22 protein-coding genes are annotated in these 22,838 nt (G+C 62.1%); 5 read left to right on the top strand and 17 right to left on the bottom strand.

Translation table 11 applies throughout. The features are described 5' to 3' along the window. The first annotated feature begins 20 nt into the window (after positions 1-20). Positions 21-2,441 (top strand): polysaccharide biosynthesis tyrosine autokinase, encoded by a 2,421-nt coding sequence (locus NKH43_RS23815; protein ID WP_352817043.1) that lies wholly within the window; start codon positions 21-23, stop codon positions 2,439-2,441. A gap of 65 nt (positions 2,442-2,506) precedes the next feature. On the opposite strand, the gene NKH43_RS23810 is transcribed toward NKH43_RS23815, so the two are convergent. Continuing rightward, complete coding sequence (locus NKH43_RS23810) at positions 2,507-3,787, bottom strand: glucoamylase family protein (RefSeq protein ID WP_352860126.1); 1,281 nt, start codon at positions 3,785-3,787, stop codon at positions 2,507-2,509. A gap of 166 nt (positions 3,788-3,953) precedes the next feature. Between NKH43_RS23810 and NKH43_RS23805 the strand changes: the two genes are divergently transcribed. Beyond that, positions 3,954-4,952 carry a sensor histidine kinase gene (locus tag NKH43_RS23805; RefSeq protein ID WP_352860144.1) on the top strand — a complete coding sequence of 333 codons (999 nt, stop codon included), beginning with the start codon at positions 3,954-3,956 and terminating at the stop codon, positions 4,950-4,952. Continuing rightward, entirely contained in the window at positions 4,882-5,034 is a 153-nt protein-coding gene (locus tag NKH43_RS23800; protein WP_352860125.1) for a Thivi_2564 family membrane protein, read from the top strand. The genes NKH43_RS23805 and NKH43_RS23800 overlap by 71 nt, the downstream gene beginning before the upstream one ends. Before the next feature lie 102 nt (positions 5,035-5,136). Here NKH43_RS23800 and NKH43_RS23795 read toward each other — a convergent pair whose 3' ends face one another. Both NKH43_RS23795 and NKH43_RS23790 read right to left on the bottom strand, forming a co-directional pair. Next, entirely contained in the window at positions 5,137-5,901 is a 765-nt protein-coding gene (locus NKH43_RS23795; protein WP_352640700.1) for a metallophosphoesterase family protein, read from the bottom strand. Between the two features lie 128 nt (positions 5,902-6,029). Continuing rightward, positions 6,030-7,937: a propionyl-CoA synthetase gene (locus NKH43_RS23790; RefSeq protein ID WP_023717972.1), complete on the bottom strand. Its 1,908-nt coding sequence runs from the start codon at positions 7,935-7,937 to the stop codon at positions 6,030-6,032. 171 nt (positions 7,938-8,108) lie between these two features. On the opposite strand from NKH43_RS23790, the gene NKH43_RS23785 reads away from it, so the two are divergent. Next, positions 8,109-8,906 (top strand): DUF2259 domain-containing protein, encoded by a 798-nt coding sequence (locus NKH43_RS23785; protein ID WP_352860124.1) that lies wholly within the window; start codon positions 8,109-8,111, stop codon positions 8,904-8,906. A gap of 282 nt (positions 8,907-9,188) precedes the next feature. On the opposite strand, the gene dhaK is transcribed toward NKH43_RS23785, so the two are convergent. The 14 genes from dhaK to NKH43_RS23715 form a co-directional block, all read right to left on the bottom strand. After that, the gene (gene dhaK / locus NKH43_RS23780; protein ID WP_352860123.1) at positions 9,189-10,175 is read right to left on the bottom strand and encodes a dihydroxyacetone kinase subunit DhaK; all 987 of its coding nucleotides are present in this window, start codon (positions 10,173-10,175) and stop codon (positions 9,189-9,191) included. Positions 10,176-10,201: 26 nt separating this feature from the next. Further along, entirely contained in the window at positions 10,202-10,624 is a 423-nt protein-coding gene (locus tag NKH43_RS23775; RefSeq protein WP_023717968.1) for a hypothetical protein, read from the bottom strand. A gap of 7 nt (positions 10,625-10,631) precedes the next feature. After that, positions 10,632-12,248 (bottom strand): phosphoenolpyruvate--protein phosphotransferase, encoded by a 1,617-nt coding sequence (gene ptsP / locus NKH43_RS23770; RefSeq protein ID WP_352860122.1) that lies wholly within the window; start codon positions 12,246-12,248, stop codon positions 10,632-10,634. Then, a complete protein-coding gene (locus NKH43_RS23765; protein WP_352860121.1) occupies positions 12,232-12,534 on the bottom strand; it encodes an HPr family phosphocarrier protein in 303 nt (100 codons plus the stop codon). The genes ptsP and NKH43_RS23765 overlap by 17 nt, the downstream gene beginning before the upstream one ends. A 23-nt stretch (positions 12,535-12,557) precedes the next feature. Then, the gene (gene dhaM / locus NKH43_RS23760; protein WP_352860120.1) at positions 12,558-12,947 is read right to left on the bottom strand and encodes a dihydroxyacetone kinase phosphoryl donor subunit DhaM; all 390 of its coding nucleotides are present in this window, start codon (positions 12,945-12,947) and stop codon (positions 12,558-12,560) included. After that, positions 12,944-13,546, bottom strand: coding sequence for a dihydroxyacetone kinase subunit DhaL (dhaL, locus tag NKH43_RS23755; protein WP_352860119.1), 603 nt, complete (start codon positions 13,544-13,546; stop codon positions 12,944-12,946). Before dhaL ends, dhaM begins: the two co-directional genes overlap by 4 nt. Positions 13,547-13,627: 81 nt before the next feature. Next, positions 13,628-15,271: a dihydroxyacetone kinase subunit DhaK gene (locus NKH43_RS23750; protein ID WP_352860118.1), complete on the bottom strand. Its 1,644-nt coding sequence runs from the start codon at positions 15,269-15,271 to the stop codon at positions 13,628-13,630. A 67-nt stretch (positions 15,272-15,338) separates the two neighbouring features. Beyond that, positions 15,339-16,352: an ABC transporter ATP-binding protein gene (locus tag NKH43_RS23745; RefSeq protein WP_023717962.1), complete on the bottom strand. Its 1,014-nt coding sequence runs from the start codon at positions 16,350-16,352 to the stop codon at positions 15,339-15,341. Continuing rightward, entirely contained in the window at positions 16,345-17,457 is a 1,113-nt protein-coding gene (locus tag NKH43_RS23740; protein WP_352860117.1) for an ABC transporter ATP-binding protein, read from the bottom strand. Before NKH43_RS23740 ends, NKH43_RS23745 begins: the two co-directional genes overlap by 8 nt. Before the next feature lie 3 nt (positions 17,458-17,460). Continuing rightward, positions 17,461-17,661, bottom strand: a complete 201-nt coding sequence (locus NKH43_RS23735) for a hypothetical protein (RefSeq protein ID WP_023717960.1) — start codon at positions 17,659-17,661, stop codon at positions 17,461-17,463. Continuing rightward, the gene (locus NKH43_RS23730) at positions 17,658-18,608 is read right to left on the bottom strand and encodes a carbohydrate ABC transporter permease (RefSeq protein ID WP_023717959.1); all 951 of its coding nucleotides are present in this window, start codon (positions 18,606-18,608) and stop codon (positions 17,658-17,660) included. Before NKH43_RS23730 ends, NKH43_RS23735 begins: the two co-directional genes overlap by 4 nt. Then, positions 18,605-19,552 (bottom strand): carbohydrate ABC transporter permease, encoded by a 948-nt coding sequence (locus NKH43_RS23725; RefSeq protein WP_302893612.1) that lies wholly within the window; start codon positions 19,550-19,552, stop codon positions 18,605-18,607. Before NKH43_RS23725 ends, NKH43_RS23730 begins: the two co-directional genes overlap by 4 nt. A gap of 128 nt (positions 19,553-19,680) precedes the next feature. Further along, positions 19,681-21,012 (bottom strand): ABC transporter substrate-binding protein, encoded by a 1,332-nt coding sequence (locus tag NKH43_RS23720; RefSeq protein ID WP_023717957.1) that lies wholly within the window; start codon positions 21,010-21,012, stop codon positions 19,681-19,683. Positions 21,013-21,224: 212 nt separating this feature from the next. Next, positions 21,225-21,914: a PIG-L deacetylase family protein gene (locus NKH43_RS23715; protein ID WP_352860116.1), complete on the bottom strand. Its 690-nt coding sequence runs from the start codon at positions 21,912-21,914 to the stop codon at positions 21,225-21,227. Between the two features lie 26 nt (positions 21,915-21,940). Here NKH43_RS23715 and NKH43_RS23710 point away from each other — a divergent pair, with 26 nt between their 5' ends. Continuing rightward, a complete protein-coding gene (locus NKH43_RS23710) occupies positions 21,941-22,831 on the top strand; it encodes a DMT family transporter (protein ID WP_352860115.1) in 891 nt (296 codons plus the stop codon). Positions 22,832-22,838 lie beyond the last annotated feature (7 nt).

Genomic DNA, 22,838 nt, shown 5'->3' with positions numbered 1-22,838 from the left:
AAACTAGAATTGGACCGAAGATGAACTATGCCAATTTTCCTGTCGACAAGAGGACGCCATTGCCGACTTCGAGTGCGGCAAACGCCGAAGACTTCATCGACATCGAGCGTCTGCTTGGCATGGCCGCGCGGCAGGCGAAAGTGGTTGCCGCCTGCGCCATCATCGGTCTCTTTCTCGGCGTGCTCTATTTGCAGACCACGCCTCCTACCTATGTGGCGACGAGCAGCGTGCTGATCGACGAAGGATTGAACAAGGTCGTCGACGATATTTCGGCGGCGTCGGTCAGCATGCAGACCGACTCCGCCGTTCTGAGCCAGATCGAAATTCTACAGTCGGCCAGGCTGGCGGGAGTGGTCGTCGACAAGCTGAAGCTCGATCAGAACGACGCTTTCATGAACCCTCCGACATCGGCCCTGTCTAAGGTCGCAAGCTTTGTACGCGGTATCATCCAGTCTGTCCGCCCCAAGCGCGCCGCGAGCACAACCGATGTCACTCAGCTTGATGCCGCGACGCGTGACGCGATCACCGCATCGTCGTCGTCCCGCGACTACGCAATCTTCAAACTGCAGAACCAACTCGATGCCGAGCGGATCGGCCGAAGCTTTGTCATCAGCATCTCCTTTCAGGCGACGGATCCGGCGCTTGCGACCGCCATCACCAAGGCCTATGCCGACGCCTATCTCGCCGATCAGCTTGATGCCAGCTTCGACGCGACCGAGCGGGCGGCTGTCTGGCTGCAGGGCCGGCTGACCGAGCTTCGTGAGAGCTCCCAGGCGGCCGCACTGGCGGTCGAAAAGTTCAGGGCCGAACATGGATTGGCCGTCAATGACGGCCAGCTGATCAGCGACAAGCAACTGTCCGATCTCAACACTCAGCTGATCGTCGCACAGGCCGATACCGCACGTGCCGGCGCCCGCTATCAGCAGTACAAGTCGATCGTCGAAAGCGGCTCGGACAATGCGTTCAAGGACGCCGCGATATCGAACGACCAGCCGAGCAGCTCCGTCATCACGACGCTGAAGAACCGCTATCTCACAGTCGCCAAGCGGCAGCAGGACGTCGAAGCCAATTTCGGCCCGCAACATCCGCAGGCCGTCGCGCTCGCCAAGGAGAAGGCCGACATATCGGCGCAGATTTTCGGCGAGCTGAAGCAACTGACCGAAAGCTACCGCAACGAATACGAGGTCGCTCTGGCGCGCGAAACCGCGCTCCGCGCAAATGTCGCCCTGGCGGCAGGCAAGAGCTCCATCGACAACCAGTCGCAGGTCAAGTTGCGTGAACTGGACCAGAAGGCGACGGCGCTCTCGACACTCTACCAGACATTCCTGAACCGCTATGAGGAGGCCGCCCAACAGCAATCCTTCCCAGTCGGCAAGATCCGGGTCATCTCGGACGCGACGATGCCACAGTCGGCCGCAACCCCGCGAACGGCCATCGTGCTGGGGCTTTCGCTGGCGCTTGGCATAATGATGGGGGCAGGGGTTGGTGGTCTGAATGAATTCAGGGAACGCTTCTTCAGGACCGGCGAGGATGTGCGCGACCGTGTCGGCCTCAAATTCCTCGGCTATCTCCCGGTCATCGGCAAGGCTGGCAAGGATGACCAGCGCAATGGCGGTCAGCCTGACGTCAAAGTCGTTGAATCCAAGACCGCCAAGTCCTCCAAATCCCAGCCCTCCAAAACATTGTCGGCAGCCGAAAAACGTGCGCGCATGCGGGTAACCGTTGATGCACCGGCATCGATGTTCTCCGAGACGCTGCGCAACGCAAAGATCGCCTTTGACGTCGTGATAGAAGGCCAGGGCAGCCGGGTCATCGGCGTGGTCTCGGTGCTTCCGGGCGAAGGCAAGTCGACGGTGGCGGCCAATCTTGCCGGGCTGCTTGCCGCCAACGGATCGAAAACGTTGCTGATCGACGGCGACTTGCGCAATCCCGGCCTCAGCCGCAGCCTCGGCATGGAGGCCGAGCAGGGCTTGATGGAAGCGGTGGTGAGCGGGCAGACCTGGCAGTCGGTCGGCAAGATCGACCGGCAGACCAAACTGGCGATCATCCCGGCCGTCCTGCGTGGCCAGTTTTCGCATACCAGCGAGCTTCTGTCTTCGGCCGGCATGCGGCGCTTCATCGACAACGCCAAGGAAACCTTCGAGTACATCATCGTCGATCTGCCGCCGCTCGGGCCTGTCGTCGACGCCAAGGCCTTCGCTCCGCTTGTCGACGGCTTCGTGCTGGTCACCGAGTGGGGACGCACGCCGCGTGCGATGGTGCAATCGATGCTCAGCTCGGAACCCTATATCGCGAAGAAGATCATTGGCGCGGTCCTGAACAAGGTCGAGCTGAAGAAACTCGCCAAGTATGGCGCGATCGGCGGCTCGGAAAAATTCTTCGACAAATATTCGAGCTATTATCTGGAAAAATCGGAAGCGCGCACAAAGGCGGCTGCCTGAGTGCGGTCCGCGCGTTTCGAGCATTTTTGCACCGAAGCGGAATCACCCGGCGTCGCAAAGATCTATCAGGGTGTTGACATTCTGAGATGCTTGCTGATGAAGCTAAGCCTCTCCAAGCCTCTGCGCACTTCCGGCGCCCTCATGAAAAGCCGCCACAACAGCCCTGTACGATGGTTCTCGATCATCGCGATGATCGGCCCCTGATTGATCGCCAGATAGGTTCGGGAGTACCAGTTGCGGCTTTCGCAAAACGCGTCAACAAAGCCGAAGCGGCCCCATATGCGTTTTCGAGGCTTGCCCAGGAAGCCACGCAGTGCGCGCATCGCCTCCGCCGGGGCATAGGGAAAGCTCGACAGGGCAGCAGACGGAGTGATCACGCCAAAGTCCCTGTCGGGTGCATGCGCGACGTATCCTCGCGGCCCATGGCTCGCGGTCAGACCCCAGCAGTCCGGTCCATATCCCAAATGGCTATGGGGATTGCGAACGCAATGCCGATAATTGATCTGCGTATGACTGACGTTCTGTTGCCAGTAATCGGCGTAGCGGTCACTTAGGCCCCGGGGATCGAGCCCGCAGAAAGAATAGTGCGAAAAGAAGAGTGGGCCACCAGAATTCATTCCCAACGGCAGCACGATCCCGTCATGGTCGCGCCCGTTTCGAAAGCCAGGTCCTACAGCAAAACCCTCGTGATAGATTCCCGGATCAATAGGGTGGCGCGCCGATCCCGCCGCCAGCACGAAAGTGAGCAGGCATTCGTTCCAACCCCTGATCGGGCTGTCCATCGCCCAGCCAAAATTAGGGCTCCAATGCCACATGAGTTGCCGAGCGCCGCGTGTAAACCAGTTCCATTCGGCCTGTAGCAACAGCGCGTCCACGCGCTGGCGCAGGCGCACTTCGCCAGTTGTCATCCCGGCGAAATACTCACGGGCGCAAATCAGACCCTGAAACAGGAAGGTGGTTTCGACGAGATCAGCGCCGTCGTCCTTGCGACGAAACGGGATCGTCGCACCAGTTCGCCCGTTGATAAAATGCGGAAAAACGCCGTGGTAGCGCGGGGAGTTCTCCAGGAAATCGAGCATGCCGTGCAATCGCAGCAAAGCCGCGGTGCGGTCGATCCATCCCCGCTCGACCGCAACGATGATGGCTGCAATGCCAAAACCGGCCCCCCCGATCGTCACCAGATCGTTGGCAGGATCACCTGTGGTCTTTTGCCGGTCGCGGGCAAGACCGCTGACGGGATGCGCGCCTTCCCAGAAATAGCGCACCGTCTGCCGCTGCACGACATCCAACAGCGCATCATCGTCGAGCTCGAGAGTATTTTCCGGGAGGTCGAGTGCTGGAATCATCGAGCCGGTGTTAGTGCCTCGGGTGTCCTAAGGCCATTCCTAAAACAATTGTGCGCACGGACCGGCCGCTCACTCGTGTCAGGCCGATTCAATTCGCAACAGGTGCTTGGCGACCCGGTAGAAAGAAAATCAAGGGGAAACAGCCCCTGGATTGGCCTCGAAGCCTATGTTTCATCCCATTGCGAATATCGAAGACGCGCAGACGCTGGCGCAGGCCATCGTCAATACGATGGTCGAACCCTTCCTCGTTCTCGATGAGAACTTTCGCGTGCTGGCGGCCAACCACTCCTTCTATCAGACCTTCAGGGTCGACCCCGAGCAGACGCACGGCTCGCTGCTCTACGCGCTGGGCGACGGCCAGTGGGACATTCCAGCGCTTCACCTGCTCTTGGAGACGATCATTCCCGAGAAGACCGCCATGGACGGCTTCGAGGTCGAGCATGATTTCCCCGATATCGGCCGGCGCACGATGCTGCTCAACGCGCGGAAGGTCCTTTACGACCACAGTTCAGCCGCGACCATCCTGCTCGCCTTCAATGACATCACGGCGCGCCGCGCCATAGAAAGGGAAAAGGAAGAACTTCTCGGCCGCACCGAAGACCTGCTGCGGCAGAAGGATGTGCTGCTGCGCGAAATGGAGCACCGGGTCGCCAACAGCTTGCAGATCATCGCCAGCATTTTGCTGCTGAAGGCTCGGTCCGTCACCTCAGATGAAACGCGGCAGCACCTGAAGGATGCCCATCAACGCGTGCTGTCGGTAGCAGAAGTGCAGCGGCATCTCCATGCCTCAACCGGTGCCGACGAAATCGAGGTTGGTTCTTATCTGTCGAAGCTTTGCAGCAGTTTGGCCGCTTCGATGATCGGGGAACCACAGGCTATTGCTGTAAACGTTATGGCGGAAAATGGAAGGATAGAACGATTTAAAGAGGTTAAGGTTCTGTGGCGTGCCAGACAGCCTTCGACACCGCCAGCCAGGCTGTTCGAATCACTTGTCAGGTGCTACGGCTCGAACAAGCATGGGCAATCTTCACTCGACGCGGTGTGCTGGCTTTTTTCTACGTTTCATACAGTGAGGGACAATGGCCGGCACTCCGTTGATCAGCATTCTGATCACTTTCCTTGTCATCATTCTGGTGCTGTATCTGGTCAATCGGCTGCCGCTTGATGGTCGCACTCGTCAGATTGCCCAGATTGTCGTGATCATTATTGGCATCATTTCGCTGCTGAAGTACCTCGCAGTGTTTTAAGCCATCACGGTTGGGATATGCGACGCTGCTGGCGTCCGAGCGAGCAAGACAACCCAGCGCTTTACACCCACTCATGAGCAGACGGCTTGAGACCTTCCCGCTCTAGGAAAATATCAGCCTCGCGCGGTTGTCGACGATCCTGAGGGCGGCCAGCTGGCCGGTTTGGAAGGCGCCGGTGTCTATGCCAAGCCGGCGTCCCTCGAGCTTCGGAATGTCGACCGGCGTATGCCCGTGCACGACATAACGTTCGAGAAGATGCGCGGCTTCGAAGAACTCCGAGCGGATGTTGAGCAGGTCGTCCTCGTCTTGCGCGGCCAGCTCGATGCCGGGCCTGATGCCGGCGTGTACGAACACGAATTTGGCCGAATAGACCATGACCGGCAGCGCACGCATGAAGCTGACATGGCCGGCTGGAATGATCTCCCGAATGCGCCGGTCGACCTCCTCGCTTGAACCGTAGAGATCGGCCATGCGCGACGGATCAACGCCGTAGGAAAACAGCGTTTGCAGGCCACCTATCGCCAGCCACGACTCTCTCGAAATGATCCCGTCGAGGTAGTTCAGCATCACGACTTCGTGGTTGCCGGCAAGGCAGATGCGCTGGAAGCCTTGGAGTGGCGGCGCCAGCAGATGATCGAGCACGCGCGCCGACTGGGGGCCACGATCGACGTAGTCGCCGAGCATGATGATGAGCTTACGCCTTTCGAAAGACGCAGAATCGACCAGGATGTTCTGCTCCAGGGAGCGAAGCTCCTTATAGCAGCCATGCACGTCGCCGATCGCATAGACGACCGTGTCCTGCAGATCCATCTCGAGCCGCTGGCGCGCCACGGTCCGGGGCTTTCTCGATCGCTGGAACAGGGTCACGAATGGCGTCTCGTATGGCTATGAATGCGCCTCGATCTCGAAACAGCATGGCGACGCAGCGCGTGGATACCATGTCTGGCACCGGTCGTTCCATACCGGAGCTTCGGACGCAACTCGGCTTCGGCGTCCTACAGGCCGATGCCACGGCCGTTCAGCGCGGCGGTGATCTCGTCGAGGATGGCGGGGTCGTCGATCGTCGCCGGCATGCTCCATTTCTCCTTGTCGGCGATCTTCTGCATAGTGCCGCGCAGGATCTTGCCGGAGCGCGTCTTCGGCAGGCGCTTGATCGTCACCACCGTCTTGAAGGCGGCGACCGGGCCGATCCGTTCGCGCACCAGCGCGACCACCTCGTTTTCGATGATGCCCGCGTCGCGGTCGACGCCGGCATTCAGCACGACGAAGCCGAGCGGAACCTGGCCTTTCATAGCATCGGCGATGCCGACGACGGCGCATTCGGCAACGTCGGGATGCGCGGCCAACACCTCCTCCATGGCGCCGGTCGACAGCCGGTGGCCGGCGACGTTGATGATGTCGTCGGTGCGGGCCATGACATAGAGATAGCCGTCCTCGTCCATCATGCCGGCATCCGCCGTTTTGTAGAAGCCGGGGAACTCCTCGAGATAGGCTTGGCGAAACCGCTCGTCGGCATTCCACAGCGTCGGCAGACAGCCGGGCGGTAATGGCAGTTTGACCACAACGTTGCCCAGTGTGCCGCGCTTGACCGCATGCCCGGCATCGTCGAGCACGCGAATGTCGTAGCCGGGCATCGGCATGCCGGGCGAGCCGTATTTGACAGGCAGCAGGCCCAGTCCGGCGGGATTGATGGTCATCGGCGAACCGGTCTCGGTCTGCCACCAGTGGTCGATCACCGGCACGTTCAATTTCTGCTCGGCCCATTTGATGGTTTCCGCATCGGCGCGCTCGCCGGCAAGGAACAGCGTGCGGAACCGGGACAGATCGTGTTTCGGGACGAACTCGCCCCTCGGGTCCTGTCCCTTGATGGCGCGGAAGGCGGTTGGCGCGGTGAACAACGCGACGACGCCATGCTCAGCGATCACACGCCAATAGGTGCCGGCATCGGGCGTGCCGACCGGCTTGCCTTCGAACAGCACCGTCGTGCAGCCATGCAGTAGCGGGCCGTAGACGATATAGGAATGGCCGACCACCCAGCCGACGTCCGAAGCCGCCCAGAACACTTCGCCGGGTTTCACACCGAACTCGTTTTCCATCGACCATTTCAACGCGACCATGTGGCCGCCATTGTCGCGCACGATGCCCTTTGGCTGGCCGGTCGTGCCGGACGTGTAGATGATGTAGAGCGGATCGGTGGCAAGCACCGGAACGCAGTCGACATTGGCACCCGCGGCCCGCTCCCGCGCCACAGCGTCGGCATAGTCGATGTCGTAGTTTTCCCTGAGCTCGCAGCGCAATTGGTCGCGCTGCAGGATGAGGCAGGCTTCGGGCTTGTGCCGCGACATCTCGATCGCCTTGTCGAGCAGCGGCTTATAGGCAACGACACGCGCGGGCTCCAGGCCGCAGGACGCCGAGATGATCAGCTTCGGCTTGGCATCGTCGATGCGCGTGGCGAGCTCATGTGAGGCAAAACCGCCGAAGACCACTGAATGCACGGCGCCGATCCGCGCGCAGGCAAGCATGGCGAAGGCTGCTTCCGGCACCATCGGCATGTAGATGATGACGCGATCGCCTTTTTGGATGCCGCGATTCTTGAGTACCGAGGTCAGTGCGACCACCTCGCGCTTCAACTCGGCATAGGTGAATTTCTTGATTGTGCCCGAAATCGCGCTGTCATGAATAAGCGCTATTTGGTCGGCGCGGCCGTCCGCCACATGACGATCGACGGCATTGAAGCAGGTGTTGCACGAGGCACCATTGAACCACCGGCCATAGACGCCGGCATTGGCATCGAACACGGTCTCGAAGGGCGAGAACCAGTCGATTGCGCCGGCGGCATCGGCCCAGAATTTTTCCGGGTCGCGTTTCCAGCCATCATAGACCTCGTGGTAGCGTGACGCCATCCAGCTTCCTCCCCAGGAATGTTTGCTGTCCTTGAAATAGCGTATGCTGCTTTCTGTAACCATGTATTTGTGCTTTTCGTTTGCCGTCGGTCTAATTCGGCCGCAAATGCAGGGTCGTCGTGGCCTGCGGGGCTGATACGGCCGAATTTTCGACATTGGGGGCAGGGCGCGATGAAACTGCGATACGAGCTTGGATTTGCCGTCGTTGCGACGCTGGCGTTCGCACTCGCTTCAGCTGCTCAGGCCGGCGATGCGGCGGCACGGCGCATCGTCGGCTTTTCGCCCGACGGTAACTATTTCGCCTTCGAGCAGTACGGCACGCTCGATGCCGGTGCTTCGGATTCGGGCTGGTCGGAGATCGAAATCATCGACACCCGCACCGATCAATTCGTCGGCGGCAAGCCGATCCTCATCGTCGACGAGACGGAGGATTCTACGTTGACACTTGCGCAGGCAAGGGCACAGGCCGCCGAGCTGGCAGCGCCCTTGCTGGCCAAATATGCCATCGCACTGCGCGGCGAGCGGACGGGCTTCGACAAATTCACTTTTCCCGACGACATGGTCGCCTACAACGACATTGCGCGCCTCGAGCAGGTTTCGCAGAAATGGCTTTGGCCGACTTATGACGAGCTTGGCATCTCGACCATTCAGCTCGACCAGATCCTTGCCGACAGCACGGCGGATTGTTCATCGAGTTTCGACAGGACGCAGCAAGGCGAAACGACCGGCAAGGCGCTCGGCTTTCGCCTGACGCTGCAGGGTCAGGACGGCAAGCCGATCAAGCTGCTGCATGAGGACAGGGCGGTGCCGGGTTCGAGGAATTGCCCGACTTCTTACAGCCTGTCGGAATCTTACGCATTCACCCCCGACCGCAAAGCAGGCGTGCTTGTCGTACTCGTGCAGCGTTTCAGCCAGGGATTTGAAGGGCGTGACCGCCGTTTCATAGCCGTGACAGGGCAGGCGCGTTGAGACAACCCGCTGAGAAATAATCTGCTACTCGAGTTGATTCCTAAAGCGGCAGCGCAGCGAGCATGAGGCCAACCCCGCCGGCGATCAGCAAGGCGGCTGCCAGCATTTTCCCATGACGCTCGAAACCTGTCGGCGCCCGGTCCCAATTGTAACGCATGCCCCAACTCCGCAAGCCCGCTGAGTCCCTTATCTTACCTAGGGTGAGGAGGACAACAGTCTGGCGATGCACCACGCTGCTGCTGTCGGTCTTATCACCGACTATTTCTGGGGCATTCTCCGCCGCTACATGCCCCAGCGCAGCGCGGCGGTGTGCACAGGCGCATCCCAAAACACTGCCGTCTCGGCGTCGAACATGCTCAGCGTGATCGAGCAGCCGGCCATGTCGAGCGAAGTCACATAGGACCCAACCAGCGACCGGGTCACGGTCACGCCGTGCTTCTCGAAGGTTTTGCGGGCGCTGTTGTACATCAGATAAAGCTCCATCAGCGGCGTGCCGCCAAAGCCGTTGACGAAGAGCAGCGCCCGGCCTTTGGCGCCGTCGCCCAGATCGCCGAGGATCGCGGTACAGATCTCCTCGACGATAGCGTCGGCGCTCTTCAACGTGTCGCGCCGCCTTCCGGGCTCGCCATGGATGCCGACCCCGAACTCCATCTCGCCGTCGCCGATGTCGAAGGTCGGCTTGCCCGCCGCCGGCACGGTGCAACTGGTCAGCGCCACGCCCATCGAGCGCGTTGCGCCGTTGACGCGCTCGCCCAGCGCCTTCAAAGACTCCAGTGGCATGCCTTGTTCGGCCGCCGCGCCGACGATTTTCTCGATCACCAGCGTACCGGCGACGCCGCGCCGGCCGGTGGTGTAGGACGAGTTTTCGACCGCGACGTCGTCATTGGTCACGATTTGCATCACGCCTTCCGACATTTCAGCGGCCATGTCGAAATTCATTACGTCGCCCTCGTAGTTCTTGACGATGAACAGGCAGCCGGCGCCCGTATTGACGGCTTCAGCCGCCGCCATCATCTGGTCCGGCGTCGGCGAGGTGAACACCTGGCCGGGGCAGGCGGCATCCAACATGCCGTGCCCGACGAACCCGCCATGCAGCGGTTCGTGACCCGAGCCGCCGCCGGAGATCAACGCCACCTTGCCCGGCTTGAGCCCCTTGCGGCGGACAAATTTGTGCTCCTCGCCAAGCGCCAGGATATCGGCATGCGCGGCAACGAAGCCGTCGAGGCTCTCGGTCAGCACCGTGTCGACGGAATTCAGAAATTTCTTCATGGCTGTCCTCCCGAAATAGCCCAGCGTCAGCTGCCCTTGCCGGCGATGCTGGTGATCTTCTGGATGAAATCATTGACCGCCCGGTCGAGCGCCGCGTTCTGCTTGTCGTCGCCGAAATCGGGAACGATCAGCGAGACATGGCGTGTCTTGCGCATGCCTGCAGCCAGCGACATCTTTCCCGGATGCGCCCGATGGTAGGCTTCGAGGAAATGATCGCGTTCGGCCGGGCTGAAATGGCAGACGGAGAAGATAGCCGGCAAATGCTTCGACGGGATCGGCGTCGAATAGGCCGGGCTGGAAATCTGCGTGACGAAGCTGCGATGCTTGCCCAGCGCGTCGGCGAGGCGCTGGCGCATGCCGGACGGGCGCTGATCGATCACCTGGGACAGGATCGTCTTGTAGGCGCGGATCGCCTCTTCGGGGCCGGATTGCGACGCCTTGTCTGACATGCCGGGCCTAGATCCAAACGTCCGCGATGGCCGCCTTGGCCATCGCGAGTTGGGCGGGAGCGACGGAGAGGTCACGCAGGCCGGCTTCGAGCAGCGCCGGGATCGAGGCGGGGTCGCCGCCGGCATCGCCACACAGGCTGACCGGGATATTATGCTCGCGCCCGAAGGCGGCAACCGACGCGATCAGCCGGAGTACGGCCGGGTGCCTGACGGAATTCAGATGTGCGACCGAAATGTTATCGCGAGCGGCGGCCATCGCGTATTGGGTCAAATCGTTCGAACCGATCGAGAAGAAGGCGGCCCTGGCGAATGCCTCCGGCGCAATCGCCACCGAAGGCACCTCGACCATGATGCCAAGTGGCGGCATTTTTTGCGCGATGCCGCGCGCCAAAAGGTCAGCCTGCTCCTCAGCGAACAGCGCGGTGGCGCGTTCATACTCTTCCGGAACGGCGATCATCGGGAACATCACCTTCAGATTGCCGTGCATGGCGGCGCGGAGCAAGGCGCGGATCTGCACGCGAAAGACCTCTGGGCGCGCCAGCGACAGCCTGATCCCGCGCAGGCCAAGGAATGGATTACCTTCCTCGACGGTCAGACCCGGCACAGGCTTATCGCCGCCGGCATCGACGGTACGGATTGTTACCGGCCTGTCGCTGGCCCATTCCAGCACTTTGCGGTAGGCGTGATATTGCGTCTCCTCGTCCGGCAGCGTCTTGCCGAACAGGAATTCGGTCCGCATCAGCCCGACACCGTCGCACGTCGCGACATCGATGCTGTCTACATCGGACGGATCGGCGATATTCACCTGCACCCCGATCGCTATGCCGGTCTTCGTTGCCGCCGGCCTTGTCAGATAGGCTGCCGCTTTGCCGCGATGCGCCGCGAAAGACGACGACGATCGCCGGAACGCGTCGATCTCCGCTTTCGAAGGCCCCAACACGATGCCGCCATGTTCGGCATCGAGCAGTGCGATTCCGGCAAGGTGAGCCGGCGAAGCACCAGGCCCGGCTACCCCACGCCCCACGAGCCCAAGCCCCACCACCATGGGCACGCCGCGCGAGCGTGCCAGCATTGCGACATGACTTGCGGCGCTTCCGGCCTTAAGCGCGATGCCGCCGCCGGCACTCCAGTCGGTCTCGAGGAAGCGCGTCGGTGCGATATCCTCGCCATACAAGATCGCACCCGCCGGCGCGGCAATGTCGCCGCCCCCGGTCAGCGCGCGTAGCACCTGGTCGCGTATATCGCGCATATCGGCCGCGCGCGCCCGGAAATAGTCCTGCTCGGATGTTTCGTAGCCGGCCATCTCGGCGTCGAGCGCTGTTCGCCAAGCCACATCAGCAGCCATGCCCTCGGCGATGTGCGAAAAAGCCGGGCCGGTCAGCGCGTCGTCCTCCAGCATGGCGAGCTGGAATTCGAGGATCCCGGCCGCCTCGCTGTCGCTGGTTTCGATCAATATCGCGAGCCGGCCTGCGGCAATGGAGATGGCGGCCTCAAGCGCCGCCTTCTCGTCCGCGGCACTCGCCTTGCGAACATAACGTACAGCGGCCTGGTCCAGATCGAACAGCGGCCCCTCGGCATAGCCGGCCGATGCCGAAATGCCCTGCAGCCTAAGCGGTTCGGGCATGGTCCTTGCCCTCCTCGAAATCGCGCCGCACCAGCTCGACCAGCGCGTCGACCGCCTCGCCGGCGCCGTCGCCTCTGGCTCGGATATGCAGCACAGTGCCTTTTGGCGCCTTGGCCGCCATCACCTTGACGATGCTCTTGGCGTCGTACCACGGCCCGTTGGCGGCGACCGCCACTTCGACCTCGGCCGAAAACGTCTTGGCAAGCTTGGTGAACTTCACCGAAGGACGCGCATGCAGGCCTACCTCATGGGTGATCAGGACGCTGGCTTCGGCTGCTGCGGACATGCTTGTCAAAATTCCCGTTCGTTTCACGACGGCGACGATTCGTGCGCCGTCGCTACCACTTCCCTGAGCGAGGCGCCGCCGGAAGCCTCGGTCGCCGCCATCACCGCGCCTTCGACGATCGGCGCATTGCAGACGATGATCTTCTGGGCGCGTGGTTCGCCGATCATCTCGACCGCCATCTCGCTATTGGTCTCGGCGCCGCCGAGATCGACGAGGATGGCGACACCCGCCTCCGACCAGGCCTTGTCGATGGCGCCCATGATCGCCTCGACATTGGTTCCCAGCCCGCCATGGCCGTTTCCGCCGCACCATGCAAGCGGCACTTCGTCGCCGACCATCTGCCGCACCATATCGGCGGTGCCTTCGGCGACCAGCGGCGAATGCGATACGATGACGATGCCGACATTGCTCATGCGCGCCTCTCGATTATCTCGGCTACGGCCCGCACCAGAAGCGCGGTCGAGCGTGCGCCGGCATCCATATGACCGATCGAACGGTCGCCAAGGAAGGAGGCGCGCCCACGCAACGCCTTCATCGGCACGGTCGCCTCGGCTGCGTTGTCAGCGACCTCGGCGATGTCCGCTGCCGTCTTTCCCTGCACCAGCGCTTCATGCACCGGCTGCAGTACGTCGAGCATGGTCTTTTGCCCGGCCTGCGACTTGCCTCTGGCGGCCACCGCTTCAATCGCCTTGCCGAAGGCCGCAGCCAGATTGGCGCGATCCGGCGCGGCGGAAATCTCCTTGCCGAGCGCCATGAACAGCGTGCCGAACAGGGGTCCGGAGGCTCCGCCGACGGTCATCACCAGCTTGGTGCCGACCGCCTTCAGCGCCTCGGGCAACGGCTTTGCCGCGAACGCGCCGGCCTCGGCCCGCACGGCCTCGAAGCCGCGTTTCATGTTGAGCCCATGGTCGCCGTCGCCGATCGCCTGGTCGAGCCCGGTCAGCTCTTCGGCATGGGCGGCGATGGTGTTTGCCGCCGCCTCGATTAGCCTAGAAAGATCCGCTACCGCCATATCACCCATGCTCCTGGCCTCCGCGCTGCCGGCAGTACGAGAAAATTGCATATCCGGCAATTGAAGCATTCTTTTCCCCAGTCAAGCGGGTTCGAGCAACGCAGCGAGGGCAGTGAAGACCTCGGCGATGGCAAAGGCGCCGGGGTCGACCACGCCGTCGAGCTGGCTGCCAATATAGGCGGACCGCCCGGCCTTGGCCTTGCGCATGGCCGCGGTGGCCTCGGCGCCGCGTCGCGCCGCGACCGCCGCGTCCTCCAGACTGCCGCTATCCAACGCCCTCAAGGCGGGTTCCAGGGCATCGATCATCGTGCGATCGCCGACCCTCGCTCCGCCATGGAAGGACATCCGATCCAGGCCGACGAGAAGCGCCTTGGGAAGCGTTTCGCCAGATTTCGACGCCTGCGCGGCGGCGGTTAAGAAGATCGACAGCAGCACGCCACTGGAGCCGCCCATGCTGGTACTCAGGATGTCGCCGACGGTGGCGAGCGTTGCGGCAGGGTCGGCGAGCGGCAGTGTCTCAAGGCGGCTAAGCACGCTCCGCGCACCGGCCGCCACAGTCGATCCGGTGTCGCCGTCTCCCGCCTTGGCATCCAGTCCGTTCAACGCGCCTTCAAGCGAGATCAGCCGTTCGCAGACCGCGACAACCAACTGCTCGGTGCGTGCATCCTGGCTGGCTTTTGACGCGTTGTTCGGGCTGGTGGCTTTGGCCACCGGCACGACGCTCACTGGGCGAACGGCTCTTGCCGGCAGCCAGGCGTGAGGGCCGACCGGCGCCCGCAAGGCTACTTCGCGAGGCGCATCGAGCCGGATCAGCGACAGGGAAAAGCCGTTCATGTTGAGCGCCGTCATAAGCTGCCCGGGCCCGATCGTCAGCGTCACCTTTCGTGCCAGCGGTGAAGCCAACACCGCATTGGTGACAAGCAACATTTCCAGCGGCGGCACCGAACCGAGATTGTTGATCAGCAAGGCGTAGTCACTGGCGGGATCGAGCCGCGCGGCAAGGCGCTCCGACATGATCGCAACCAGCCTTTCGGCACTTTGCACCGCAATCCGCTCAACGCCCGGTTCGCCATGGATGCCGAGGCCGAGTTCGGCGTCGTCGGCGCCAAATCTTTCGTCATGGCTCTGGCCGGGGATCGAGCAGGACGACAGCGATATGCCGAGTGAAACGATGTCCACCGCCGCGGCCCGCGCCGTAGCGGCAACCGTCGCCAGATCGTTGCCGGCTTCCGACAGGTGGCCGGCGATCTTGTGCACGAACAAGGTGCCGGCAACGCCACGCGGCTGGGCAATATCCGGCAGGGCAATGTCGTCGGCGACGATCACCATCTCGACGCGGAAGCCTTCGGCGCGCGCCTTCTCGGCTGCCAAGCCGAAGTTGAGGCGATCACCGGTGTAGTTCTTGACGATCAGCAGGCACCCGGCGGGACCGGTTACCGCGCGGATGGCGGCCAATACTGCTTCCACGCTCGGCGAAGCAAAGATCTCGCCTGATACTGCCGCCGTCAGCATGCCCACGCCGACGAAGCCGGCATGCGCGGGTTCGTGCCCGGCCCCGCCGCCGGAGATGATGCTGACCTTGCTCTTATCCCAGTCCGCACGGAGGACGACCTTGATTTCGGGATAGCCGTCGAGGCGAGCGAGATCGCCGGCGCCGGTCGTGCCGAGAAAGCCGTCCAGTGCCTCAGTTACGATCGTATCCCTGCGATTGAAAAAATGCTTCATCGAATTGGTCCAGTCCGGTGCCCGAAATTGCCGGTTGAAAGGTGCCAGGAAAACACTCGCGCAGCGCTCACATCAGCCGTCGCCCATCGGCGCCGAAATACAGCGGCGAGCGATAGCGGATCATGATCTTGTCGCCCTGCGCCAGGTCGGTGTCGGGGTCGGTCAGCGTCACCAGCTTCTTGGTCCCCACCGTCACGTGCAGATGGTTCTGGTCGCCGAGATGCTCGACCCAATCGACGACGCCGTCGGCATGGCCGTTCGCCGCCTTCTCGATCGAAAGATGTTCGGTGCGCGCTCCGATCGTCTTGGTTCCCGCCGGCGCGCCGCCATCCGGCAGCAGTCCGACCGGCAACAAATTGATGGCCGGTTGGCCTAGCCTTGCCGCGACGTGAAGGTTTGCCGGCTCAGAATAGATCGTGCGCGGCGAACCGATCTGCACCAGCACGCCGTCGGCGAGGATGCCGATGCGGTCGGCCATGGTCATCGCTTCGATCTGGTCGTGTGTGACGTAGAGCATTGTAGCGCCGAGTTCGGCCTGGATGCGCTTCAGCTCGAGCCTGAGATCGGCGCGCAGCTTGGCGTCGAGCGACGACAGCGGCTCGTCCATCAGGTAGATCGACGGTTTGCGCACCAGAGCGCGGCCGATGGCGACGCGCTGCATCTCGCCGCCCGACAGTTTGGTCGAGCGATTATTCAGCTTGTGGTGGATGCGCACCATCTTGGCCACGTCCTCGACGCGGCGGCGGATCTGATCCTCCGGCATTTTGCGCGCCGGCGAGCGTAGCGGAAAGGCGAGGTTGTCGTAGACCGACAGATGCGGATAGAGCGAATATTGCTGGAACACGAAAGCGGTGTCGCGCTCGGCCGGCGACAGCGTCGTCGTGTCGTGGCCGGCAATATGGATCGAGCCCGCTTCGGGCCGCTCCAGCCCAGCGATCAGCCTGAGCGTCGTCGTCTTGCCGGCGCCGGTCGGCCCGAGCAGCACGACGAATTCCCCGTCGGCGATATGCAGGTCGAGATTGTCGACGGCGACATGCTCGCCAAAAACCTTGGTCACGCCTTTGATGTGAACGTCAGCCATCATGCGCTCTCCCCTGGGAGGCCGACTCATGGATTTCGGTGCGCACCGCACGGCCGGATCCTTTTGCGAACAGCGACAGCCGCGCGCTGCTCAGCGCCAGGCCGACATGATCGCCCGGATTGAGCCGGATTTCGGCCGGCACCCTGGCCTTGATGATGCCGTCTGCCGTCTCCACCGCCACGATCTGCGTGGTACCGAGATACTCGGTGCCGTAAATGGCGCCGCGCAGCTTCGAGGCGTCGTCGAAGCGGATGTGCTCCGGTCGGATGCCAAGCGCCATCTCGGCCGGTGCAACATCCTCGCGCACTTCCGGCACGGCCACCTTCGCGCCTTGCACAACAATTTCCTTGGCGCCCTTTGAAAGGCCGCCGCCGAAGCCGAGGAAATTCATCGGCGGCGAGCCGATGAAGTCGGCGACAAACATCGTCGCCGGCCGGTCGTAGATCTCACGCGGCGTGCCGAACTGCTCGATGACGCCATGGTTCATCACCGCGATCTTGTCGGCCATCGACATCGCTTCCATCTGGTCGTGCGTGACATAGACGGTGGTGGCGTGGATGCGGTTGTGCAATTCGCGCAGCTCATGGACCATCAGGTCGCGGAATTCGGTGTCGAGCGTGCCGAGCGGCTCGTCCATCAGGAAACACTTTGGCCGCCGCACGATGGCGCGGCCGAGCGCCACGCGCTGGCGGTCGCCGCCGGCAAGCCCGGAGACGGATTTGTCGAGCAGATGGTCGATCCGCAAGAGCTTCGCCGTCTCTTCCACTCGGCTCCGGATTTCAGCGCCTGGCATGCCTTGCGCCAGAAGTGGAAAGCCGATGTTCTTTCTCACATTCATGTGCGGATAGAGCGCGAACAGCTGGAAGACGAAGGCGATGTCGCGCTCGCGGGCACGCCGCATGGTGACGTCCTCGCCGCCAAGCAGGATCTTGCCGCCGGTCGGCAGTTCGAGCCCGGCGATCATGCGAAGCGTCGTCGTCTTGCCGCAGCCCGACGGCCCCAGCATGACGAAGAACTCGCCGTCCTCGACGACGAAGTTGGAATCCTGCACGGCGACGAAATCGCCGAAAGCCTTCCTCAGATGTTCGATCCTGATCTCGGCCATCGTCTACTCCGGAAATTTCGAGACGATGATGAACATCGCCGTGCCGGCAAGCATGGTGATGAAGGAATAGGTGTAGAGCGCCAGTGCGAAGGGCTGGAACAGCATCAGGAAGCCGATCGCGATGATCGCGGTGGCGACGTTTTCCATCAGCCCGCGCCTGGCCCAAACGGGCCAGCGCGATTTGCGTTTTGCGGTCAGGTTCATTTGCGCACCGCGCCAAAGGTGATGCCGCGCAGCAATTGCTTGCGAAGCAGGATAGTGAAGACCAGGATCGGCACCAGGAAGATCGTCGTACCGGCCGCGACCGCCGGCCAGTCCTGGCCGCCTTCGCCGATGATGGTCGGGATGAAGGGCGGCGCGGTCTGCGCCGTGCCCGAGGTCAGTAGCGCAGCGAAAGCATATTCGTTCCAGGCAAAGATCAGACAGAAGATGGCGGTTGCGGCAATACCGGTGGTCGCCTGCGGCAGTACCGTGCGCCAGAACGCCTGCAGCCTGGTGTAGCCGTCGATCATCGCCGCTTCTTCATATTCGCGCGGGATCTCGTCGATGAAGCCTTTCAGCAGCCACACTGCCAACGACACGTTAACCGCCGTATAGAGCAGGATCATGCCGAGAGCCGTGTCCGACAGGCCAAGCTCGCGATACATCAGGTAGATTGGGATGGCGACAGCGATCGGCGGCATCATCCGCGTCGACAGGATGAAGAACAAAAGGTCGTCGGCGAGCGGCACCTTGAAGCGCGAAAAACCGTAGGCCGACAGCGTGCCGAGGAACACTGCGCAAAAGGTTGAGCCGAAGGCGATGATCAGCGAATTGACGAAGCGCGGCATGAAGTTCGAAGGGCCGGCGATCACCATGTTGCGCTTGCGCACCGTCTCGTCGCAAAGGCCCGTCGCCGGCCCCAGCGAGTTGATGTATTCCGGAGTCTGCCTTGTCCGCGTCGTGAACAGGTTGCAGTAGCCCTCAACGCTGGGCTGGAACAGGATCTTTGGCGGATAGGCGATCGAATCCGGCGGCGTCTTGAAGCTTGTCGCGAAGATCCACAGCAGCGGCACGATCGAGATCAGCGCGTAGGCGACGATAATCGTGCCGGCGACGCGCTTCGACGTGGCCGATGGTGCGACGACCGAATGGGCTGACGTCAGGCTCATCTCTGCTTCACCTTGTTGAGCGCCTTGACGTAGATATTGGCCAGGCCGAACACCGCGACGAACAGGATGATGGCGAAGGCCGAGGAATAGCCCGTCCGCCAGCTTTCGAAGGCCTGCCGCTTCAGCGTAATCGAGGCCACTTCGGTGGTCGATCCCGGCCCGCCGCCAGTGAGCAAATTGACCATGTCGAACATCTTGAAGTTCTCGATGCCGCGGAACAGCACCGCCAGCATGATGAAGGGCAGCGCCATCGGCAGCGTGATCGACCAGAACTGCCGCCAGTTGGAGGCGCGGTCGACTTCGGCCGCTTCGTAGATGTATTCGGGGATCGAGCGCAGGCCGGCGAGGCAGATCAGCATCACGTAAGGCGTCCACATCCAGGTGTCGACGATGATGATCGACCATGGCGCCAGCGACACGTTGGAGAGCATGCTGATCTGCGTTGCCGGAATGCCGGTGACGAACGAGACGGCGTAGGCGAACAACCCGATCTGCGGCTCGTAGAGAAAGCGCCAGAAATTACCGACCACCGCCGGCGACAGCATCATCGGCACCAGGATGATGGTCGTCCAGAAGGCGTGCCCACGGAACTTGCGGTCGATCAGCCAGGCCAGCGTAAAGCCGATCAGCGTCTGCAGCAGGATGGTCCAGAACACGAAATGCGCTGTCGTCTGCATGGCGATCCAGATGTCCTGGTCGGCGAGAATGCGCTTGTAGTTCGCGAGCCCCAGGTTCTTCACCACCTCATTGGGACGATTGGCGCGAAAATTGGTGAAGGACAGATAGATCGCCCAGAACAGCGGGAAGATGTTGATGGCTAAAAGCAACAGGATCGTCGGCGAGATGAACAGCCAGGCGAGGCCCTTGTCGCTGATGCCCCGGACCTTGCGGGCCAACGGCTCGGGCGTAGCCCGGGCAACGCTGTCCGCAGTCCGATTGAGCATGGTCAGTCCTGCTTCGGTCACTTGGATCGTCTCGACAATGGAATTTATCTGAACTGTGTCCCGTGCCAAGGGCGGCACGGGACGGTTCGGTCATGGGCTCGGGAGGAGCCGGTTACATCTTGCCCCGGTTACATCTTCCCATCGTCCTGGAAGACCTCGGTCCAGTCCTTGACGAGGCCGTCGAGGGCGTCCTTGGCCGAGCCTTGCCCGGCAACGACATAGTCGTGGAAGCGCTTCTGCGATGCCTGCAGCAGCGGTGCGTAGCTCGGCTCGGCCCAGAAATCCTTCACGATGGCCATAGAGTCGAGGAAGGTCTGCGCATAAGGCTGGCTGGCCGGGAAGCCCGGGTCCTTGACGACCGCGTTGAGGCAGGAATAGCCGCCGAGCGACCACCATTTGGACTGCACGTCCTTGTTGGCGAACCATTTGATGTATTTGAGCGCGGCTTCCTGCTTGTCGGAATAGGAGACCACCGAGATGCCCTGGCCGCCGAGCTGGGCGAACTGGTCGCCGTCGGGACCCTTGGGATTGACGAAATAGCCGATCTTGTCGCCGCCGACATTTTCGTCCTTCTGCAGGCCTGGCCAGGTGAAGGCGAAGTTCATGTGCATCGCCACCTGGCCGGATTTGAAGGCGTCGACGCCTTCGCCCATGTAGCTGTTCGAGGCGCCGGGAGGGGTGCAGCAATCATAGAGCGCCTTGTAGAACTCCAAGCCCTTCACCGATTTATCGGAGTTGACGAAACCTTCCATCTCGTAGGGCTTTTTCGGATTTTCATACTGGAAGCCGAAGCTGTAGAGTACGTCCATGGCACCCATGGTGATACCTTCCGAGCCGCGCTCGGTGTAGATCGACGCGCCATAGACGGTCTTGCCGTCGATCTCGCGCTTCTGGAAGAATTCGGCGATCTGCCTCAGCTGGTCGAAGGTTGTCGGCGGGCCGAGATCCCAACCGTATTTCTCCTTGAATTCCTTCTGCAGTTCCGGCTTGGAGAACCAGTCCTTGCGATAGGTCCAGCCGACGACGTCGCCCATAGCCGGCAGCGCCCAGTAATTCGGCGAGTTCTTCGGCCATTCCGAGTAGCCGACGACAGTCGCCGGCACGAAATCGTCCATGCTGATCTTCTCCTTGTCGAAGAAGTCGTTCAGCTTGACGTAATGGCCGTTCTCGGCGGCGCCGCCGATCCACTGGCTGTCGCCGATGATCATGTCGCACAGCTTGCCGTGCGAATTCAGCTCGTTGAGAAAGCGGTCGGCATAGTTGGTCCACGGCACGAATTCGAATTTCATGCCGATGCCGGTTTCCTTGGTGAAGTCCTTGGACAATTCCACGAGCGCGTTAGCCGGGTCCCAGGCTGCCCAGCAAAGCGTCAGATCTTCTGCCTGCGCGACGTTCGAAACGGCTGTCGACGCGAGGAGTGTCGATGCCAGTCCCAACGCCAGTTTCAAGGTCGATTTCATGCCTTCCTCCCATTTGCGAAACGCGTCCGGATGACGGTTTCAAGAGCCCGCTAAACCCCTCCTCCGGGGCCTAAACACAACGGCGCGGCAACACGTCGGATGTTTAGTAATTTGTTTAGTGATGCAATTTTTACTAAACAAGGCAAGCGAATTCATTGCTGCACCGCAGCATGCTGGATAGGAAAGCAACGTGAGAAGTTGCGGCGACCTGCCTAGGTCACCGTCTTGTTGCTGACCGCCACCGGACGGATCACTGGGGCCGGCGGCAGCAGCGCGCGGATATCGGCGAAGGGGAAGACCGGCTCGAAGCGGAAGGCCTCGGCGAACGATCCGGCTGGGCCGTTGCACTGGCCGGCGCGAAAGGCGTTCTGCGTGCGCGCCGCGTCGACGAAACGCTCGGGATCCTGCGACTGGTGCGCCCGGATCGCCTCCGCCTTGAGATGGAAATGCCTGGAGATATCGACGTAGTGCGTTGGCGAAAACCCGGTGCCGCCGAGCGTGTCGGCATGCAGCACCGGCACCGAGAATGACGCTGCGATGCGCACGCTATCCGATAGCGCGCGGTGGTCGCCATGATAGTCGTTCGGCGCATGGGTGATCGCCAGATCCGGCCCTATCTCGCCGATCAGTGCTTTCAGCGCCGCGATCAGGGCGGCGTCCGCCACCAGCGCGCCATCGGGAAAATCGATGAAGCGCGGCGTCACGCCAAGCAGACCGGCCGCCGCCGTCGCCTCTTTGCGGCGCGTGCGGGCAAGCGCGGCCGGATCGCCGTAGCCGCCCCTGGCGCCATCCGTGGCTACGGCAAAAAAGAGTTCTGCGCCTTGCGCGGCATAGGCGGCCATCGTACCGAACATGAAGATCTCGATGTCGTCCGGATGCGCGCCAAGCGCCAATATCTTCACTCTCATCCCTCCCGGAAATGGAAAACGTGCCCAACGGAATTCTGCTCGCTCTCATCGCCTATGCAAGCTATTCGTGCAGCGACGCGGTTGTCAAAAGCCTGGGCGGGCAGTTCAACGTCTTCGAGATCGGCTTCTTCTCGACATTGTTTGCCGGCTGCTTTCTGCTCTTTGCCAGGCCGCCAGGCGAGCGTTGGCGCGATTTCTGGCGCACGACACGGCCTTGGGCCGTACAGGCCCGCGCCTGGGCCGGCATCGCCTCCGGCGTGCTCAGCGTCTACGCCTTCACCACCATCCCGCTGGCGGAAGTCTATGCGCTGATCTTCCTGGCGCCGCTGTTCGTCACCATCCTGGCCACGCTCGTCCTCAAAGAGAAGGTCGGCCCATGGCGGTGGCTGGCGGTCGTCGCTGGCTTTGCCGGGGTGATGCTGGTCGTCAAGCCTGGGTTTCGCGAGTTGCATCTTGGTCATCTGGCGGCGTTCATCATCGCCTTCCTGGCCGCCACCAATGTCATCCTGATGCGTTCGCTCGCCGCGCAGGAAAAGCGCACGACGATGCTCGGCGTGCTGATCGGCTACGGCCTGCTCTTCAACGGCGTCGGTGCGGCGGCTACCTCGTTCTCGCTGCCGGATGGCAGGCAATGGGCGTGGCTGGTGCTGGCCGGCGCCTTTACCGCCGGCGGTCAGTTGCTGCATCTGCTGGCGGTCAAATACGCGCCGGCCAACCGCATCGCGCCAACGCATTATTCGCAAATCGTCTGGGCGGTGGTTCTAGGTGCGCTGTTCTTCAGGGAATATCCGGATTTTCTGTCGCTGGTCGGCTTGGCCGTGGTCGGCGGTTCCGGTCTGCTGACGATGGTGCGCGAGGAGGTGCGGCTCGGCACCGTGCGCTGGAACCCGTTTTCGCGGACCAGGCTTTGAGTCGGCG

Source organism: Mesorhizobium sp. M1163, assembly GCF_040318415.1.
Lineage (GTDB): Bacteria > Pseudomonadota > Alphaproteobacteria > Rhizobiales > Rhizobiaceae > Mesorhizobium.
Note: the sequence above shows the minus strand (reverse complement) of the source record. Positions and strands in the feature narration are given on the sequence as shown.

What these genes read in the sequence shown, in the direction of transcription:
- NKH43_RS23815 (WP_352817043.1), top strand. Translation starts at nt 21, where the DNA reads ATGAACTATGCCAATTTTCCTGTCGACAAGAGGACGCCATTGCCGACT.
- NKH43_RS23810 (WP_352860126.1), bottom strand. Translation starts at nt 3,787, where the DNA reads ATGATTCCAGCACTCGACCTCCCGGAAAATACTCTCGAGCTCGACGAT.
- NKH43_RS23805 (WP_352860144.1), top strand. Translation starts at nt 3,954, where the DNA reads ATGTTTCATCCCATTGCGAATATCGAAGACGCGCAGACGCTGGCGCAG.
- NKH43_RS23790 (WP_023717972.1), bottom strand. Translation starts at nt 7,937, where the DNA reads ATGGCGTCACGCTACCACGAGGTCTATGATGGCTGGAAACGCGACCCG.
- NKH43_RS23785 (WP_352860124.1), top strand. Translation starts at nt 8,109, where the DNA reads ATGAAACTGCGATACGAGCTTGGATTTGCCGTCGTTGCGACGCTGGCG.
- dhaK (WP_352860123.1), bottom strand. Translation starts at nt 10,175, where the DNA reads ATGAAGAAATTTCTGAATTCCGTCGACACGGTGCTGACCGAGAGCCTC.
- NKH43_RS23775 (WP_023717968.1), bottom strand. Translation starts at nt 10,624, where the DNA reads ATGTCAGACAAGGCGTCGCAATCCGGCCCCGAAGAGGCGATCCGCGCC.
- ptsP (WP_352860122.1), bottom strand. Translation starts at nt 12,248, where the DNA reads ATGCCCGAACCGCTTAGGCTGCAGGGCATTTCGGCATCGGCCGGCTAT.
- NKH43_RS23765 (WP_352860121.1), bottom strand. Translation starts at nt 12,534, where the DNA reads ATGTCCGCAGCAGCCGAAGCCAGCGTCCTGATCACCCATGAGGTAGGC.
- dhaM (WP_352860120.1), bottom strand. Translation starts at nt 12,947, where the DNA reads ATGAGCAATGTCGGCATCGTCATCGTATCGCATTCGCCGCTGGTCGCC.
- dhaL (WP_352860119.1), bottom strand. Translation starts at nt 13,546, where the DNA reads ATGGCGGTAGCGGATCTTTCTAGGCTAATCGAGGCGGCGGCAAACACC.
- NKH43_RS23750 (WP_352860118.1), bottom strand. Translation starts at nt 15,271, where the DNA reads ATGAAGCATTTTTTCAATCGCAGGGATACGATCGTAACTGAGGCACTG.
- NKH43_RS23745 (WP_023717962.1), bottom strand. Translation starts at nt 16,352, where the DNA reads ATGGCTGACGTTCACATCAAAGGCGTGACCAAGGTTTTTGGCGAGCAT.
- NKH43_RS23740 (WP_352860117.1), bottom strand. Translation starts at nt 17,457, where the DNA reads ATGGCCGAGATCAGGATCGAACATCTGAGGAAGGCTTTCGGCGATTTC.
- NKH43_RS23735 (WP_023717960.1), bottom strand. Translation starts at nt 17,661, where the DNA reads ATGAACCTGACCGCAAAACGCAAATCGCGCTGGCCCGTTTGGGCCAGG.
- NKH43_RS23730 (WP_023717959.1), bottom strand. Translation starts at nt 18,608, where the DNA reads ATGAGCCTGACGTCAGCCCATTCGGTCGTCGCACCATCGGCCACGTCG.
- NKH43_RS23725 (WP_302893612.1), bottom strand. Translation starts at nt 19,552, where the DNA reads ATGCTCAATCGGACTGCGGACAGCGTTGCCCGGGCTACGCCCGAGCCG.
- NKH43_RS23720 (WP_023717957.1), bottom strand. Translation starts at nt 21,012, where the DNA reads ATGAAATCGACCTTGAAACTGGCGTTGGGACTGGCATCGACACTCCTC.